This window comes from Roseateles saccharophilus, from assembly GCF_004342485.1.
Lineage (GTDB): Bacteria > Pseudomonadota > Gammaproteobacteria > Burkholderiales > Burkholderiaceae_C > Pelomonas > Pelomonas saccharophila.
This window is the reverse complement of sequence record NZ_SMBU01000024.1, coordinates 73,199-87,938: the sequence shown is the minus strand read 5'-3', so window position 1 is coordinate 87,938 and position 14,740 is coordinate 73,199. Positions and strand designations below refer to the sequence as shown.

Here is a 14,740-nt window from a genome sequence, read left to right as displayed (position 1 = left end):
GTGCGAGTCCCGTCCAATTCTTCGCGAGACAGCAGCCTTGACTCAACCTCGAATAGCTTGGGATCGCGAGCCGAAATCTACGCGGGACGTAACACCGGGTCGAACCCGGCCTTTTCCCAGCTCGCTCACCACCACGCCTCTTAAGCGCAGCAGCAGTGGGTGGTTTGAGGCCTGCGCCTGCACGCCGACCTTCGAGGGGCCCACCCTCATCTCTTGTGCAGCATGGCTGCTCAGAAGGATTGCTCCCCCCGGGTGCCTTCGTGGCACACAGTCGTCGGCGTAGCGCACGAACCGGTGGCCCCTGCGCTCCAGCTCCCGATCCACTTCGTCCAGCAACACGTTGGCCAGCAGCGGACTCAACGGCCCGCCTTGCGGCGTGCCCTCAAACCGCTCGCTGTGCATGCCGTGCGCCAGGATGCCTGCCTGCAGGTAGCGGCGGATCAGTCGCAGCACCCGCTTGTCCGCCGTGCGCCGGGCCAGCCTGTCCATCAGGATGTCGTGGTTGACGCGGTCGAAGAATTTCTCCAAATCCACATCCACCACCACCCCTCGCCCTTCCTGCACATACTGCTGCGCCTTCAGCACCGCCTCATGCGCGCTTCGCCCCGGCCTGAAGCCGTGGCTGTGCTCGCTGAAGCTCGGATCTATGAAGGGTTGCAGCACTTGCAGCAGCGCTTGCTGGATCAGCCTGTCCACCACCGTCGGTATCCCCAGCTCGCGTGTCCCACCTCCAGGCTTGGGGATGCCCACACGGCGTACCGGACTGGGCCGGTAGCTGCCGTCCAGCAGTCCAGCCCGGATGCCTGGCCACGCTGTCTTGAGGTATTCGCCCGTCTCAAGCACCGTGCGTCCATCGACGCCGGCACTGCCCTTGTTGGCCTTCACGCGCTTCCACGCTAGAGCCATGTTCTCTCTGACCAGCGCCTGCCCCAGCAGGTCGCCGGCCCCGCAGCCCGTTTGTGCATGCTGCGCCAGCTTGGCTTCATCGCTCACGACTTCCCGCGCGGCTTCACCGCCCGCTTTGCCCGTGCGCCCCAGTTGCCCAGGCTTCTGATGCCTTGCCTCGCCAAGCAGCATGTCTCGCAGCTGTCCTTCTCGTTCGGCCCTTCGCCTGGGCCTACGGCCTCTTCGGCCTACCTCAGCTACTACGGCCTCTGCTGACTTCTCGCTCCGGCTCATCGCCGTCGCCCCTTCAGGCACAAGGCGAGATCTCCCCAGGTAAGAACGCACTCCTTCACTGCACAACCGCCGGATTTACGCCACCTCGCCTTGATCACGAGAGCTTCGCGGTCTCTTGCCCGTTCGCCCTGCTCGGCAGCGCCTTCTATCCAGTTCTTGTTCATCGGCTCGCAGCTTCGCTCCACGCTTCCTCCCCACACTCGGTCGCCCTCGTGCAGTTGCGCTTTGCTTCGTTCGTCGTGACCAACTTACGGCGGGACTTGCACCCGCAAGAGTGCGCCCATGCTGGGCGCACAAAAAAGGGAGCCCACAGGCTCCCTCTGGATGACCGGACCAAGCCCGATCAGAAGCGATAACCGACGCCGAACTTGACGGACACCGGGTCCAGCGTCGTCTCGATGGTCTGGCCGGTAGACAGGCTGCCGGTGGTCTTGATGAAGGTCTTGGTCACCGACAGGCTGGCGGACCAGTCCTTGGTGATGTTGTAGGCGCCGCCCAGTTCGACGGTCGCGCCGAAGCGGCTCTTCATGGACAGCGTCGTCGGGTTGCTGGGCGTGCCGCCGGTGATGGCGGACAGCGTGGCCGTGGCCTTGGGCTTGTAGAAGTAGCCATAGGTGACGCCGGCGCCGACGAAGGGGCGGAAGGCACTGGTGGCTTCGCCGAAGCGGTACTGGGCCAGCAGCGTGGCCGGCAGCGACTTGACGGTGCCGATCTTGCCGACGCCCTGGATCGCGCCGGCGCCGACGACATCGTGCGTGAACGGTGCCGAGATCGGCAGGTCGATGCTGATGTTGTCGGTCCAGTAGTAGGTGATGCCGCCGACGAAGGAGGTGGCCTTCTTCACGTCGATCTTGGTGCCGGCCAAGCTGGGCGCGCTCAGGTCGCCACTGTCGACCTTGGGCGTGATCTGGGCGGCGCCGCCGTAGACGACGATGCTGCCGGCCGACTGCGCGAGGGCGCTGCCGGCGGCGAGGAGGGCGGCAAGGGCGGTTGCGGCACCGAGGAGGAACTTGGTTTTCATGGCTTGTCTCCGAATGGGTGGTGCCGGGGTTTACAGCCAGCCCTTGGTGGTCAGGGCCTTGCCGATCGCCTGCTGAACGAGCTGGTGGCCATAGAGGGTCGGGTGGAAGCTGTCGGAGAAGGCATAGCTCTTCCACCAGTCGGCACCACCGGTCGCGCCGGCGGGCGGCGCGGCAGACAGGGCAGCGTCCGTGCAGGTCGGGAAGGTGTAGGTGGGCAGGCCGTCGCTGCCGACACCCGTGATCGGGCAGGCCGGCGTCTTCACATTGGTCAGGCTGAACTGGGCCGGCGTGGCGGCGAAAGTCTGGAAGCCGGTATAGATATCGATCAGCGCGACGCGGTCGTCGGTGCCGAGCTTGGCGGTCAGTTCGGTGTTGAAGGCCGTCATCCAGGCCTGGAACAAGGCCTGCGACTGGGCACGGGCCGTGGCGCCGGCCGTGCCACCACCGTAGGCCGCGGCGATGCCGTCCAGCACCATCTGGAAGCGCGGCGTGATGGTGATGTCGGGGATGTTCATCACGACGACATGCGTTGCGCCCTTGTCCAGCACGCTGGCCTTGATGGAGGCGTAGAACTTGTCGGCCAGCGCGGTCATGTAGGTCGCGCCGATCTGGCCCGTGGTCGTCGCGCCGCCGGCCAGGGCGGTGCCGATCTGCGTGGGCGTCAGCAGCGTGCCAAGCAGAGCGGCATAGCTCGCTGCGCTGTCCTTCGGGGCCGTCAGGTAGGCGCCGACGAGGTCGGCCGTGTCGTTGCCGCCGCCGTCGACGATGACCAGGTCAGAGGCCGTGTAGCTGCCCGCCGACGCATAGGTGGCCATCTGCGTGCCGACGGTCTGCGGATTGGCGGCACCCCCCTGGCTCGCCGCAACGGTGATGCGGCCACCGCCGATCGCGAAGTTGGTGCAGCCCGTCTTCGCCGTGTTCGCAACGAAGGTCGTGCCGTTGTAGGCGAAGAAGTTGCACAGCGTCTGGCCGTAGGCGGCCGCCACGCGCTCGACGTAGATCGGATTGCTGGCGGCCTGGATCGTGAACTTGAAGCCGAAGGTGCCGCTGTCCTGCAGGCTGTCGCCGAAGACCTTGACCGACGAGATGCTGACCTTGGGCGTCGTGTCCGCGGTGGCGCCGCCGCCGCAACCCGCCACCATCAAGCTGGCCATCAGCGCCGCGGAGGCCGCGGCAATCCGGGTGAGGAAGGGTTTGGTGAAACCGACGGTTTTCATCGTTGTCTCCTAGGCGACACCGCAGGCTGCGGCGCTTTCAAATTCGGGAGCGCAACTCTAGCCCTTGCACCCCGTGCAGCCGTTGCGTTTTGCGCCGCAATCTGTAAAGAACAACCCTGATGAAGGGCTTGAGCAAGTCTGTGGATGGCTCCGGGACAACTGCCCGGATATCCACAGCCCGGAGCCGTTCGCCGAAGTTGTTCCCAAACGCGGGACAAGTCGTCAGGGCGGTGGCGCACAGGCTTGTTCGGCAGCCAAACGCTTGGCGCGCAAGGACTTTTCTGCGTTGTCCACAGCGCGGGCCGGCCCCTACTACCACGACCAATTTGAAATCTTGAATACAGATTGGAATACATCGGACACTTTCCGCATGGATTTCCACGCCCTCCAACAACGCCTGCGCCGCTTCGCCAACGAGCGCGACTGGCAGCCCTACCAGACCCCCAAGAACCTTGCGATGGCCATGACGGTGGAAGCCGCCGAGCTGCTGGAAATCTTCCAGTGGCTGACGCCGGAGCAGTCCCTGAACCTCAGCGACGATCAGCGCCGCCACCTCGGCGAGGAGTTGTCCGACGTGCTGCTCTACCTCGTGCAGATCGCCGACCACGGCGGCGTGGACCTGGATGCCGCCGTCGAGCGCAAGCTGGCGATGAACGCCATCAAGCACCCGCCCAAGAAGTCTTGACGGGGGTCTTCATGGAAACCATTGCCGTCATCGACTTCGAGACCACGGGCCTGGCGCCCACCGGCGGCGGCCGCGCGACCGAGATTGCCGCCGTGCTTGTGAGTGGTGGCCAGGTGGTCGACCGCTTTTCAAGTCTGATGAGGACCGGCGCCTGGGTGCCACCGCAGATCCAGGCGCTGACGGGCATCAGCAACGAGATGCTGGCCGGCGCGCCGGATGCGGCCGACGTCATGTGCGAGCTGGCCCGTTTCACGGCGGGCTGCCCGCTGGTCGCGCATAACGCCGGTTTCGACCGGGGCTTCTGGCAGGCCGAGATGCGGCGTGCCGGCCTGGCGCCCGATCCGGCCCATGACTTCGCCTGCACCGTGCTGCTGACGCGCCGGCTCTGGCCCGAGGCCAGCAGCCATTCGCTGGGCGAGCAGGTGCGCTTCCATGGCCTGAGCTATTCGGGCCGTGCCCACCGGGCGCTGGCCGATGCCCTGGTCACGGCGGAGCTGCTGCTGAAGGTGCAGGACGAGATAGCGCGGCGCTTTGCGCTGGACCTGGGCGGCATGGCGGTCGACCATGCGCTGGCTCAGGCGTGGCCTGGTCGAGCATGTGAAGACGCGGAAGGCGAAGCAGGCCTCCTGCGAGGCCGCCTGATCGCAGGAAGACCAGAAAAAATTCTGTCAAGAGGCCGCCGGGCGGGCTTGGGCAAGGACAATCCTGCCCTTTCGTGCCCCGCGTATTGCTCAAGAAGAATTCCATGTCCGTGATCCAGGTTCGCCCCGCCACCCTGCGCGATGCCAAGGCCATCGCCGAGATCCACGTTGCCGCCAGCCAGGATGCCTACAAGGCGCTGCTGCCGGCCGCTGCGCTGGATGCGATGTCGGTGCAGAAGCGCCAGGCCTTCTGGCGCGAGGCCATCGACCTGTGCGAGCCGCAGGTCATCGTGGCCCATCTGGACAACAAGATCATGGGCTTCGCCGGCTTCGACCGTTCACGCGACAAGGGCACGCCGGCCACGACCGGCGAGGTCTGGGCGATGTTTGCCGACCCGGTGCACTGGGACAAGGGCGTGGGCCTGGCGCTGTGGGATGCCACGCGCGACGGCCTGCAGGAAGAAGGCTGCACCAAGGCCACGCTGTGGTGCTATCTGCGCAATGAGCGCGCGCTGCGCTTTTTCGAACTGGCCGGTTTCAAGCGTGAACTGGGCAGCGCCCGCACGACGGAAGTGGGCGGCGCCCGCGTCGAAGAGATCCGCCTGCACCGCTCGCTGGTCTGAAGCCCCTCGCCCGGTCGCGCCGCGCTGAACGCGGGCGCGTCCAGTCGGTCTTGCAGACCGCGCAGCCGACAGAGCGGCTGCTCTTCGGCAGGCACGACAAGTCCACAGGACTTGCCGTGTCCGGCCTCAGCCCCCTGGGGGACGGCGATGCTTGCGGCATTGAGCCGCAAGCACATCGCCAGAGCGGGCCGGCTTGGGATCTGGAGTCGGACACAAGCAGTCCCTGCGGACTGCTTGTGTCTACGGAAGGCCATCGGCCTCTGGCCGATGGCAGGCCCGGTGCTCGGCCCGCGAAGACGGTTCAAACGGTGTAGCCGCCCGTCGCCAGCGCCCAGCCATCGGTTGCGTCGTCATGGCGCTGCACATGCACGGGGCAGAGCTTCTTGGCCGCGGCGCGTTCCACCAGGGCTTCGGCCTGTTCGGGCGTCAGCTGCAGTGCGAAGCGCTTCCAGCGCTTCTGCACCAGCGGCTGGGCCCAGGCATCTTCCAGCGCCCAGCGGATCTGCTGCGGCTCCTGCAACTCCGCGGCGGCCAGCACGCGCGGCGCCAGGGCCAGCAGGAAGCGGTTGAAATCGCTGCGCAGCGCGTCGGTCGGCAGCAGGGCTTCGAGGCGGCTCAGGCGGGCGCTCCAGCCCGGCGTAGCGAGCTGGCGCGTGACCAGGGCTTGCAACGCCTGGATGGGGTTGAAAAGGCGCAGCCGGTTGGGCGGCAGCACGCGCAGCGGGATCTGCGCAGCCTGCTCATGGCTCAGCGGCGTGACAAAGCTTGCCAGCACGGCCAGGCGCTGCCAGTCGGCCTCCGCCAGGCCGCCGATGCGGGTGATGGGGCCGGCGGCGCAGCTGGCGGCCATGTCGACGAGGGCCTGATGGCCGCGGCTGCCCTTGGCGCGGTTGGCGCGGCGGCTCATCACCGCCAGGTTGCCGGCGGCGTAGCCGGCATCGTCGCGGACGCGGTCGATGCTGCGGCTGTCGTCGACCAGCAGTTCGCGGGTGATGGGGCAGTGCGTCGTGTCGAGCTGGCCGAGATGGTGGGGCGTGAGCTGGATGTCCTCGAAGCTGCGGCCGCGCGTCCAGGCATGGGTGCGCAGGGCCAGCCAGAGCTCGACCTGGGGGCTGGCCGGCGTGCGCACGCTGCGGCCACGCGCCGCCATCCAGCCACGCTGCAGCGGCGATTGCGGGTAGAGGTGGGCGATGGGCGGCGTCAGGCCGTGCAGCGCGTAGTCGCGGCCCAGGGCCAGGCCGATGCGCTCGTGGGCGCTGATGGCGGCAGGCGCTTCGGTGAGTCCCAGGTCGAACTGGACGAGGGCGGGCTGGGTGGCTTGGGCGGTGTTGAAGACGGCTTGCATGTCGAGGCTCCTGATCGGTTGGGCTCGCCGATGAAGTTCGCGGGCCTTGCAAGCAGTCTGTGAGCCAGGTGGCTCATGAGATGATCCACCTGGAAAACACTGTGAATATTTTCAGGAACCAGGCCCGTGGACCGCACCGAACGCTTCTACAAGATCGAGCACCTGATCCGCTCCCGCGGCTGTGTGTCGTTTGCCGAGCTGATCGAGGCGCTGGAGGTGTCGCCGGCCACGCTCAAGCGTGACCTGGCCTATCTGCGCGAGCGGCTGGACGCGCCCATCGAATACGACGCCGGCGAGAACGGCTACCGCTTCGGCCAGCAGTGGCGCGGCGGCAAGCATGAGCTGCCGGGCATGTGGTTCAACGAGGCCGAGCTGCATGCGCTGCTGACCATGCAGCAGATGCTGGCCGGGCTGGACGAGCAGGGCGTCGTCGGCCGCCATCTGCAACCCATGTTCGACAAGATCACCGGCATGCTGGGCGTGGATGCGGCCGAGGCGGATGAGCTGCGCCGGCGCGTGAAGCTCATCGGCACGGCACGCCGGCGCGTGGCCAGCGACAGCTTCGAGACCGTGGGCAGCGCCGTCGTGAAGCGCCGCCGCCTGGCCATCCGCTATCGCAAGAAGCGAGACGGCGTGGCCAGCGAGCGCGAGGTGTCGCCGCAGCGCCTCGTGCATCACCGCCATGCCTGGTATCTGGACGCCTGGTGCCATGCCAGCGACGCCTACCGCCGCTTTGCGCTCGACGGCATCGAGGGCGCCACGCTGCTCGACACCGAGGCCAAGGCCGTGCCGCTGGCCGAGCTGGAGGCCGAGCTGGACCAGGGCTATGGCATCTTCGCCGGCGGCAGGCCGCGCGAGGCTGAGCTGGTCTTCAACGCCGAGACGGCGGCCTGGGTGTCGCGCGAGGAATGGCATCCGGCCCAGCGCAGCGAGTTCCTGCCCGACGGCCGCTGGCGGCTGCGCCTGCCCTATGTGGACGACACCGAACTGCTGATGGACTTGCTGCGCCACGCCGGCCGCGTCGACGTCGTCGCGCCGCCCGAGCTGCGCGACGCCTATGCGGCGCGCCTGCGCCAGGCCGCCGCAGCGCTCCCGGTTTGAGGCGGGTCATAGGGAAGTGAGATCAATCGCGCTAGGCTTGGCCTCTATTCCATCCGACCGAGGAGCTTGCGATGAGTGACACCACCCTGGCGAAGGAAAAGCTGGCCGCGGATTTCCGCGCCGTCATGGACGACATCGATTCGCTGATGACGGCCACGGGCAGCCAGGCCGAAGGCGAAGCCAAGGCCTTGCGCGCGCGCATCCGCGAGCGCCTGGACGATGCGAAGGAAAGGCTGCTGGACGCCCAGCACGAGGCCGTGCGGCGCGCCAAGGCAGCCGCCACGGCTACCGACGACTATGTGCACGACAACCCCTGGCAGGCCATCGGCGTCGCCGCGGCGATCGGCCTAGCGTTGGGCGTGTTGATCGGCCGCCGTTGAGCACCGAGGAACCCGTCTCCGCGCCGCTGCGCCGGCTCGGGGCTTCGCTGCTGGCGCTGAGCCGCATCCGGCTCGAGCTGCTGGCCATTGAGGCCCAGGAGGAGAAGGACCGCATCGCCAGCCTGCTGCTGTGGGCCGTGCTGGCGGCGTTGCTGGCAGGCTTCGGCCTGCTGATGGCGGTGCTGCTCGTCACCGTCGCGCTGTGGGACGAGCATCGGCTGCTGGCCCTGGGCTGCGCCACCCTCGTGCTGGTCGTGGCGGCCGTTGTCGCGGTTCGGAAGGTCAGAAGCCTGGTTGCGCTGCCGTCGACGCTGTTCCAGGCCAGCATCGCCGAGCTGCGCGAGGATGCCGACGCCCTGCGGCGCCCGCCGGGGCCCTGATGCGGCGCATCCCCACCGACCCGGCACGGCGCGCCCAGCGCAAGGCCGACCTGCTGCTGGCCTCGCAGCTGCTGCGCGGCCAGGCCGTGATCGCCGTGGACGACCTGGGCCGGCGGGCCGACCAGTGGGGCCGGCGCTGGCTGTGGCTGCGGGCCCAGCTGGCCGATCCCTGGGTGCGGGCGGCCGGCGCGCTGGGCGCGGCTTTCATGGCCGGTGCGGGCAAGCAGCGCCGCGGCCGCTGGACGCAGGCGCTGCGCTGGGCCTGGGCGGCCTGGAAGATCTGGCAGCGGCGCTGATGCGCCTCACTCGGCTTCCAGCCGCTTCATCCTCTCGCTTTGCCAGTAGACGTCGTCGCCGCCCAGCCCGTCGAGGTTGGCACGGTTGAGCACGCGGGCCAGCACGAAGAGCAGGTCGGACAGGCGGTTCAGGTACTGGCGCGGCGCGGCGTGGATCTGTTCGGCCGAGGCCAGCGTGATGACGGCGCGCTCTGCGCGGCGGGCCACGGTGCGGCAGACATGGGCGATGGCCGCGCTGCGCGTGCCCGCGGGCAGGATGAACTCCTTGAGCCGCGGCAGCGCCGCGTTGTAGTGCTCCAGCGCCTCGTCCAGGCGCAGCACGGCGGCGTCCTTCAGCAGCTGGCCGCCGGGCCAGGAAAGCTCGCCGCCGAGGTTGAAGAGCTCGTGCTGGATGGTGATCAAAAGCTCGCGGACGTCGTCGGGCAGGGGCTCGGCCAGCAGCAGGCCGAGGTTGGAGTTGAGCTCGTCGACATCGCCCATGGCCTGCACGCGCAGGTGGTTCTTGGGCACGCGGCTACCGTCGGAGAGGCCGGTGGTGCCGTCGTCGCCGGTGCGGGTGGCGATCTGGGAGAGTCTGTTGCCCATGGTGACAGTGTGCGGAACTTGGTCGGACCCGCATCCTGCCTGATTCTCAATGTCGTGCCACCGGCATGCGGAAGGTGTTGACGATGCCGGCCAGCTTCTCGGCCTGCTGCTGCAGGCTCAGGCCGGCGGCGGCGGTCTGCTCGACGAGGGCCGCGTTCTGCTGCGTGAGCTGGTCCATGTGGGAGACGGCCTCGCCGATCTGGCCGATGCCGCTGCTCTGCTCGCTGGATGCGCGGCTGATGCTGCCGACGAGCTCGGTCAGCGAGCGGATGGCGTCGACGGTCTCGCGCATCGTCGTGCCCGCGCCCTGCACGAGGCGGGAACCGCTCTCGACCTGGCCGACGCTCTCGGCGATGAGCTGCTTGATCTGCTTGGCGGCCTCGGCACTGCGCTGGGCCAGGGCCCGCACCTCGGACGCGACGACCGCGAAGCCGCGGCCCTGCTCGCCGGCCCGTGCCGCCTCGACGGCCGCATTCAGCGCCAGGATGTTGGTCTGGAAGGCGATGCCGTCGATGACGGCGATGATCTCTTCGATGCGCCGGCTGCTGGCCTCGATGGCACCCATCGTGCGCACGACCTGCTCGACGGCCTCGCCGCCCGAGATCGCGACGTTGCGGGCGCGCTGGGCCAGGCCGCTGGCGTCGCCGGCCTGGTCGGCGTTGCTGCGCACGGTGGCCGTGAGCTCCTCCATTGAGCTGGCCGTTTCTTCGAGAGCCGAGGCCTGCTGCTCGGTGCGCTGGGACAGGTCCTGGTTGCCCGAGGCCAGTTCCTGCGCGGCCCGGGCCACCTCGCCGGCGTTGCTGCGCACCTCGCCGATGACGCCGCAGAGGCTGTCGCGCATGGCCAGCAGCGCGCGCGTGAGCTCGCCGATCTCGTCGCGGGCGCGCACGACGACATCGCCGCTGAGGTCGCGCGCGGCGATCTGCTGGGCCAGGCCCGCGGCATGCTGCAGCGGCAGCGTGATGCTGCGCGAGATGCTGCGCACGAACAGGAAGACGACGAGCAGCATGAAAGCGAGCAGGCCGAACACGATCCAGCTGCTCATGCGCAGGCTCGAAACCCGCTCCCGCAGCAGGCCGTCGAGGGCGTCCATCGCGTCCTCGTCGGCGGCGAACATCGCGTCGATGGTGCGGGTGTAGGCGCCGATGTAGTCGGGCGCCGCGTAGCTGAGGGCGTCCTTCTGGATGAGCTCCTCGCGCGTCAGCTTCAGCGCGGCGGCCACCTGCTCCTGCAGCGCGGCGATCTTGCCGCCGAGGCGGGACTTGAGCGCGGCGTCGACGGCGAAGCTTTTGTCGAAGGCGGTGCTCATGCCCTGCTGCTGGTCGCCGGCCTGGGCCACGAGCCCGGCCAGCAGCGTGCGGCCCTCCGGCCCAATCTGGCCCTCGGCCAGGAAGCCGGCGCCGCGGGCCCGTGTCTGGCCCAGGGCCTCGGTCGCCGTCGGCAGCCGGATCAGCGTCGCGTTGACGAGGAAATAGGAGGCGGCCTCGGGGTCGAGGATCAGGCCGGACTGGTCGACGAGCTGGTCCAGCAGCCTGAAGTAGACCGCGATGAGCTCGGCGTGCAGGGTGCTGCTTTCGGCCGCCTTCAGATCCTTGGCGCCGACCCGGCCGGACAGGCTGCCCCAGCGCGTGCGGGCGTCCTGCCAGGTCCGGCGCATGGCGTCGCTGGCGGCGGCGGTCTTGAGCATGCCGTCCAGCAGTTCGAACTGTCTGGCGACCTCGGTGTTCTTGGCCTCGCGGCCGGATTGCACGGCGGCATTGCCGCCCAGCATGGCCGCCGACAGGCCGCGATGCTGCTGGGTCAGCTGGGTCAGGCGCACCAGCTGGCGTGCCGGTGCGAGGCCGTCGAGCTCGCCCTGCGCCGCCTGCGCCAGATCGCGGGCCTGGTGCACCTGGAAGGCGGCGGGAATGCTGATGGCGACCAGCACCAGCAAGGTCAGCAGCAGCAGCTTGCGGCGGATGCTCAGGCGGTTCAGCAGGCTCATCGCGTTCTCCCTGCCGAAGTTCTCAATGCCGCTTGCCGCTGCGGTGGTAGCCGGGCTTGCGCGCCGGCGTGGCGTGAGGGTGGAGACCGGGGTTCTCGGGCAATTGCTCGACGAGGGGGCCGGCGGGCGGTGGCTCGCGCCCGGCCGGTGCCTGGCCCATCAGCTCGCGCCAGCGCGCCACCAGCATGTCGAAGCGAAGGGCGCCGAGCCCGATCAGCACGACGGCAAGGATCAGCAGCAGCCAAGTCAGGTTCATGGGGGGTCTCCCGGTGTGGATGTATCCATGCTGGCACTATGGGCCGGGCACTGCAACACAATCGGCTGATCTGCATCAGGAGACCCGCCGATGAACGCGCCCGCCCATCCCGCAGCCGTCGTGCCGCCGCTGCCGCAGGAGCTGCTGGCTGCGTTGCAGGCCGAGTTCGGCGGGCGGTGTTCGACGGCGATGGCCGTGCGCGAGCAGCACGGTCGCGACGAATCCGTCTTCGACGTGCCGCCGCCTCAGGCCGTCGTGTTCGCCGAGAGCGAGGCCGAGGTGGCGCGCGTCGTCGCGCTGTGCGCGGCCCATCGCGTGCCGGTCATTCCCTATGGCGCGGGTTCGTCGCTGGAGGGGCATCTGCTGGCCGTGCGCGGCGGCATCAGCCTGGATGTTTCGCGCATGAACCAGGTCCTGCGCATCGCCGCCGAGGACCTGACCGTCACCGTACAGCCCGGCGTCACGCGCAAGGCGCTGAACGAGGCGCTGAAGCACGAGGGCCTGTTCTTCCCCATCGACCCGGGCGCCGACGCGAGCCTGGCCGGCATGGCCGCCACGCGCGCCAGCGGCACCAACGCGGTGCGCTACGGCACGATGCGCGAGAACGTGCTGGGCCTGCGCTTCGTCAATGCGAACGGCGAGATCGTGCGCACGGGCTCGCGCGCGAAGAAGAGCAGCGCGGGCTATGACCTCACAAGGCTCTTGATCGGCAGCGAGGGCACGCTGGGCGTCATCACCGAGCTGACCGTCAAGGTGCACCCGCTGCCCGAGGCGGTGTCGGCGGCCATCTGCTTCTTCCCGAGCATCGACGCCGCGGTGCGCACGGCGATGCAAGTCATCCAGATCGGCGTGCCCATCGCCCGCTGCGAACTGCTGGACACCAACGCGATCAAGGCCGTCAACGCGCACGACAGGCTGGGGCTGAAAGAGGAGCCGATGCTGCTGATGGAGTTCCATGGCAGCGAGGCCGGTGTGGCCGAGCAGGCGGCCGTGGTGCAGGAGGTGGCGGCCGAGTACGGCGGCGAAGCCTTCGAATGGGCCACCACGCCCGAGGCGCGCACGCGCCTGTGGTCGGCACGCCACCACGCCTATCTCTCCGGCCTGCAGATGCGCCCCGGCTGCCGCGCGGTGACGACCGACACCTGCGTGCCGATCTCGCGTCTGGCCGAGAACATCAATGCGTCGATCGACGAGGTCGAGGCCGCGGGCCTGCCGTACTTCATCGTCGGCCATGTCGGAGACGGCAACTTCCACATGGCCTATCTGCTGGACCCGGCCCGGCCCGAGGAGCTGGCGACTGCCGAGCGGCTGAGCGCGCAGATGGTGGCGCGGGCGATCGCGCTGGAGGGCACCTGCACGGGCGAGCATGGCATCGGGCTGCACAAGCAGGGCTTCCTGCTGGACGAGACCGGCGAGGAAGCGGTGGCCGTGATGCGAGCGGTCAAGGCGGCGCTGGACCCGCTGGGCATCCTGAACCCGGGCAAGATCTTCGCGGGCTGAAGCCGCATCGTCGTGCACCGACCTCATCAAACTGAACGAGGCGGTGGTGTAAGGGTCTTCCTAGACTGCGTTCATGGACAGCACCACCAGCCCTTCCGCCGCAGCGCTGCGCCACTTCGACGACCTGCCCGGCCCGCGCGGCGTGCCGGTGTTCGGCAATCTGCTGCAGATCGACTCGACACGGGTACACCAGCAGGTGGAGGCCTGGTGCGAGGACTACGGGCCGCTGTTCAAGCTGAGACTGGGCAAGCGCCGGATCGTCGTCGTGGGCGACCATGAACTGATCGCGGCCGTGCTGCGTGATCGGCCCGAGGGCTTCCGGCGCACGCAGAAGCTGGAGGACATCGGCCGAGAGGCGGGGCTGGGTGCGGGTCTGTTCGCCGTCAACGGCGAGACCTGGAAGCGCCAGCGCCGCATGGTCATGGCCGGCTTCGACCCGGTGCATGTGAGGCGCTACTACCCCGCGCTGCTGCGCGTGGCCGGGCGCCTCGTCGGCCGCTGGCAGGCTGCAGCGCGGGCGGGCCGTTCCATCGAACTGCAGGCCGACCTGATGCGCTTCACGGTGGATGCCGTCGCGGGCCTGGCTTTCGGCGAGGACGTGAACACGCTGCAGTCCGACGAGGACGTCATCCAGCGCCATCTGAACCGCATCTTTCCGACGCTGTTCAAGCGCATCTTCGCGCCGCTGCCGACCTGGCGCTGGTGGCCCTCGGCCGAGGATCGCGCGCTGACGCGCAGCGTCGCCGAGATCAATGTCGCGGTGCAGGGCTTCATCGCGAAGGCGCGTTCGCGCCTGGCGGCCGACCCGGCGTTGCGCGAGAAGCCGGGCAACCTGCTTGAGGCCATGCTGGTGGCTGCCGATACGCCCGCCAGCGGCATCGACGACGAACAGGTGGCGGGCAATGTGCTCGGCCTGCTGCTGGCCGGCGAGGACACGACGGCCAACACCTTGGCCTGGATGATCTGGCTGCTGTCTCGCCACCCCCAAATGCTGGCGCGGGCTCGGGCCGAGGTGGATGGCGTGCTGGGCGATGCGGTCCTGCCCGACCTGGAGCAACTGGGGCGGCTGGACTTCGTCGAGGCCTGCGCGCACGAGACGATGCGGCTGCGGCCGGTCGGGCCGCTCAACTTCGCGCAGGCCGTGCACGACACGCGCGTGGGTGACGTGGCCGTGCCGGCCGGCATGGTCGTCATGGCGGTGATGCGGCGTGACGCGGTTAGCGAACGCCACCTGCACGACGCGGCAGCCTTCGACCCCGAGCGATGGGCGCACGATGCCAAGCAGGCCGGCGCCGCCAAGCGCCTGTCCATGCCCTTCGGCGCCGGGCCGCGCATCTGCCCGGGGCGCTATCTGGCGCTGATGGAGATCAAGCTGGCTTGTGCCGTGCTGCTGCGCAACTTCGAGCTCGTGGCCGTCGACACGCCGGACGGCCAGGCACCGCGCGAGCATCTGCAGCTGTCGATGGGGCCGGTGGGGCTGTCGATGCGGCTGGGCCTGCGCGCCTGAGCTCTGTGCTCGGGGATTTGGCGGGTGGCTCCTGCGGCC

At 68.9% G+C, this 14,740-nt stretch carries 15 protein-coding genes and 1 pseudogene; 9 read left to right on the top strand and 7 right to left on the bottom strand.

All coding sequences use genetic code 11. The features are described from left to right. Positions 1-270: 270 nt before the first annotated feature. The 3 genes and pseudogenes from ltrA to EV671_RS18020 all read right to left on the bottom strand — a co-directional run. Positions 271-1,077 (bottom strand): annotated as a pseudogene (ltrA, locus tag EV671_RS18035) (group II intron reverse transcriptase/maturase); the annotation flags it as partial. 445 nt (positions 1,078-1,522) lie between these two features. Further along, a complete protein-coding gene (locus EV671_RS18025; protein WP_132574271.1) occupies positions 1,523-2,200 on the bottom strand; it encodes an OmpW/AlkL family protein in 678 nt (225 codons plus the stop codon). Positions 2,201-2,230: 30 nt separating this feature from the next. Next, on the bottom strand, positions 2,231-3,418 hold the full coding sequence (locus EV671_RS18020) for an SGNH/GDSL hydrolase family protein (protein WP_243655790.1): 1,188 nt from the start codon (positions 3,416-3,418) through the stop codon (positions 2,231-2,233). Between the two features lie 370 nt (positions 3,419-3,788). Here EV671_RS18020 and EV671_RS18015 point away from each other — a divergent pair, with 370 nt between their 5' ends. The 3 genes from EV671_RS18015 to EV671_RS18005 are packed head-to-tail and all read left to right on the top strand — an operon-like array spanning position 3,789 to position 5,367. After that, positions 3,789-4,103: a nucleotide pyrophosphohydrolase gene (locus tag EV671_RS18015; RefSeq protein ID WP_132574269.1), complete on the top strand. Its 315-nt coding sequence runs from the start codon at positions 3,789-3,791 to the stop codon at positions 4,101-4,103. 11 nt (positions 4,104-4,114) lie between these two features. Then, complete coding sequence (locus EV671_RS18010) at positions 4,115-4,858, top strand: 3'-5' exonuclease (RefSeq protein WP_132574267.1); 744 nt, start codon at positions 4,115-4,117, stop codon at positions 4,856-4,858. Then, positions 4,849-5,367, top strand: a complete 519-nt coding sequence (locus EV671_RS18005) for a GNAT family N-acetyltransferase (RefSeq protein ID WP_056875792.1) — start codon at positions 4,849-4,851, stop codon at positions 5,365-5,367. Before EV671_RS18010 ends, EV671_RS18005 begins: the two co-directional genes overlap by 10 nt. 301 nt (positions 5,368-5,668) lie before the next feature. Here EV671_RS18005 and EV671_RS18000 read toward each other — a convergent pair whose 3' ends face one another. Further along, positions 5,669-6,712: a hypothetical protein gene (locus tag EV671_RS18000; RefSeq protein ID WP_132574265.1), complete on the bottom strand. Its 1,044-nt coding sequence runs from the start codon at positions 6,710-6,712 to the stop codon at positions 5,669-5,671. A gap of 126 nt (positions 6,713-6,838) precedes the next feature. Here EV671_RS18000 and EV671_RS17995 point away from each other — a divergent pair, with 126 nt between their 5' ends. The 4 genes from EV671_RS17995 to EV671_RS17980 all read left to right on the top strand — a co-directional run bounded on the left by EV671_RS17995 (position 6,839) and on the right by EV671_RS17980 (position 8,869). Next, positions 6,839-7,813 carry a helix-turn-helix transcriptional regulator gene (locus EV671_RS17995; RefSeq protein ID WP_132574263.1) on the top strand — a complete coding sequence of 325 codons (975 nt, stop codon included), beginning with the start codon at positions 6,839-6,841 and terminating at the stop codon, positions 7,811-7,813. A 71-nt stretch (positions 7,814-7,884) separates the two neighbouring features. Beyond that, on the top strand, positions 7,885-8,193 hold the full coding sequence (locus tag EV671_RS17990) for an ElaB/YgaM/YqjD family protein (protein WP_132574261.1): 309 nt from the start codon (positions 7,885-7,887) through the stop codon (positions 8,191-8,193). Further along, on the top strand, positions 8,190-8,573 hold the full coding sequence (locus tag EV671_RS17985; RefSeq protein WP_165917632.1) for a phage holin family protein: 384 nt from the start codon (positions 8,190-8,192) through the stop codon (positions 8,571-8,573). Before EV671_RS17990 ends, EV671_RS17985 begins: the two co-directional genes overlap by 4 nt. Beyond that, complete coding sequence (locus tag EV671_RS17980; protein ID WP_132574257.1) at positions 8,573-8,869, top strand: hypothetical protein; 297 nt, start codon at positions 8,573-8,575, stop codon at positions 8,867-8,869. Before EV671_RS17985 ends, EV671_RS17980 begins: the two co-directional genes overlap by 1 nt. A gap of 6 nt (positions 8,870-8,875) precedes the next feature. Here the strand turns inward: EV671_RS17980 and EV671_RS17975 are convergent, their stop codons facing one another. From EV671_RS17975 to EV671_RS17965, 3 genes are read right to left on the bottom strand one after another with little or no spacing between them, the layout of a single operon-like run. After that, positions 8,876-9,454 carry a cob(I)yrinic acid a,c-diamide adenosyltransferase gene (locus tag EV671_RS17975; RefSeq protein ID WP_132574255.1) on the bottom strand — a complete coding sequence of 193 codons (579 nt, stop codon included), beginning with the start codon at positions 9,452-9,454 and terminating at the stop codon, positions 8,876-8,878. A 46-nt stretch (positions 9,455-9,500) separates the two neighbouring features. After that, entirely contained in the window at positions 9,501-11,438 is a 1,938-nt protein-coding gene (locus EV671_RS27815; protein ID WP_132574253.1) for a methyl-accepting chemotaxis protein, read from the bottom strand. 22 nt (positions 11,439-11,460) lie between these two features. After that, positions 11,461-11,694: a hypothetical protein gene (locus tag EV671_RS17965; protein ID WP_132574251.1), complete on the bottom strand. Its 234-nt coding sequence runs from the start codon at positions 11,692-11,694 to the stop codon at positions 11,461-11,463. 90 nt (positions 11,695-11,784) lie between these two features. Here EV671_RS17965 and EV671_RS17960 point away from each other — a divergent pair, with 90 nt between their 5' ends. Continuing rightward, a complete protein-coding gene (locus EV671_RS17960; protein ID WP_132574249.1) occupies positions 11,785-13,194 on the top strand; it encodes an FAD-binding oxidoreductase in 1,410 nt (469 codons plus the stop codon). A gap of 73 nt (positions 13,195-13,267) precedes the next feature. Next, on the top strand, positions 13,268-14,701 hold the full coding sequence (locus tag EV671_RS17955; protein ID WP_132574247.1) for a cytochrome P450: 1,434 nt from the start codon (positions 13,268-13,270) through the stop codon (positions 14,699-14,701). Positions 14,702-14,740 lie beyond the last annotated feature (39 nt).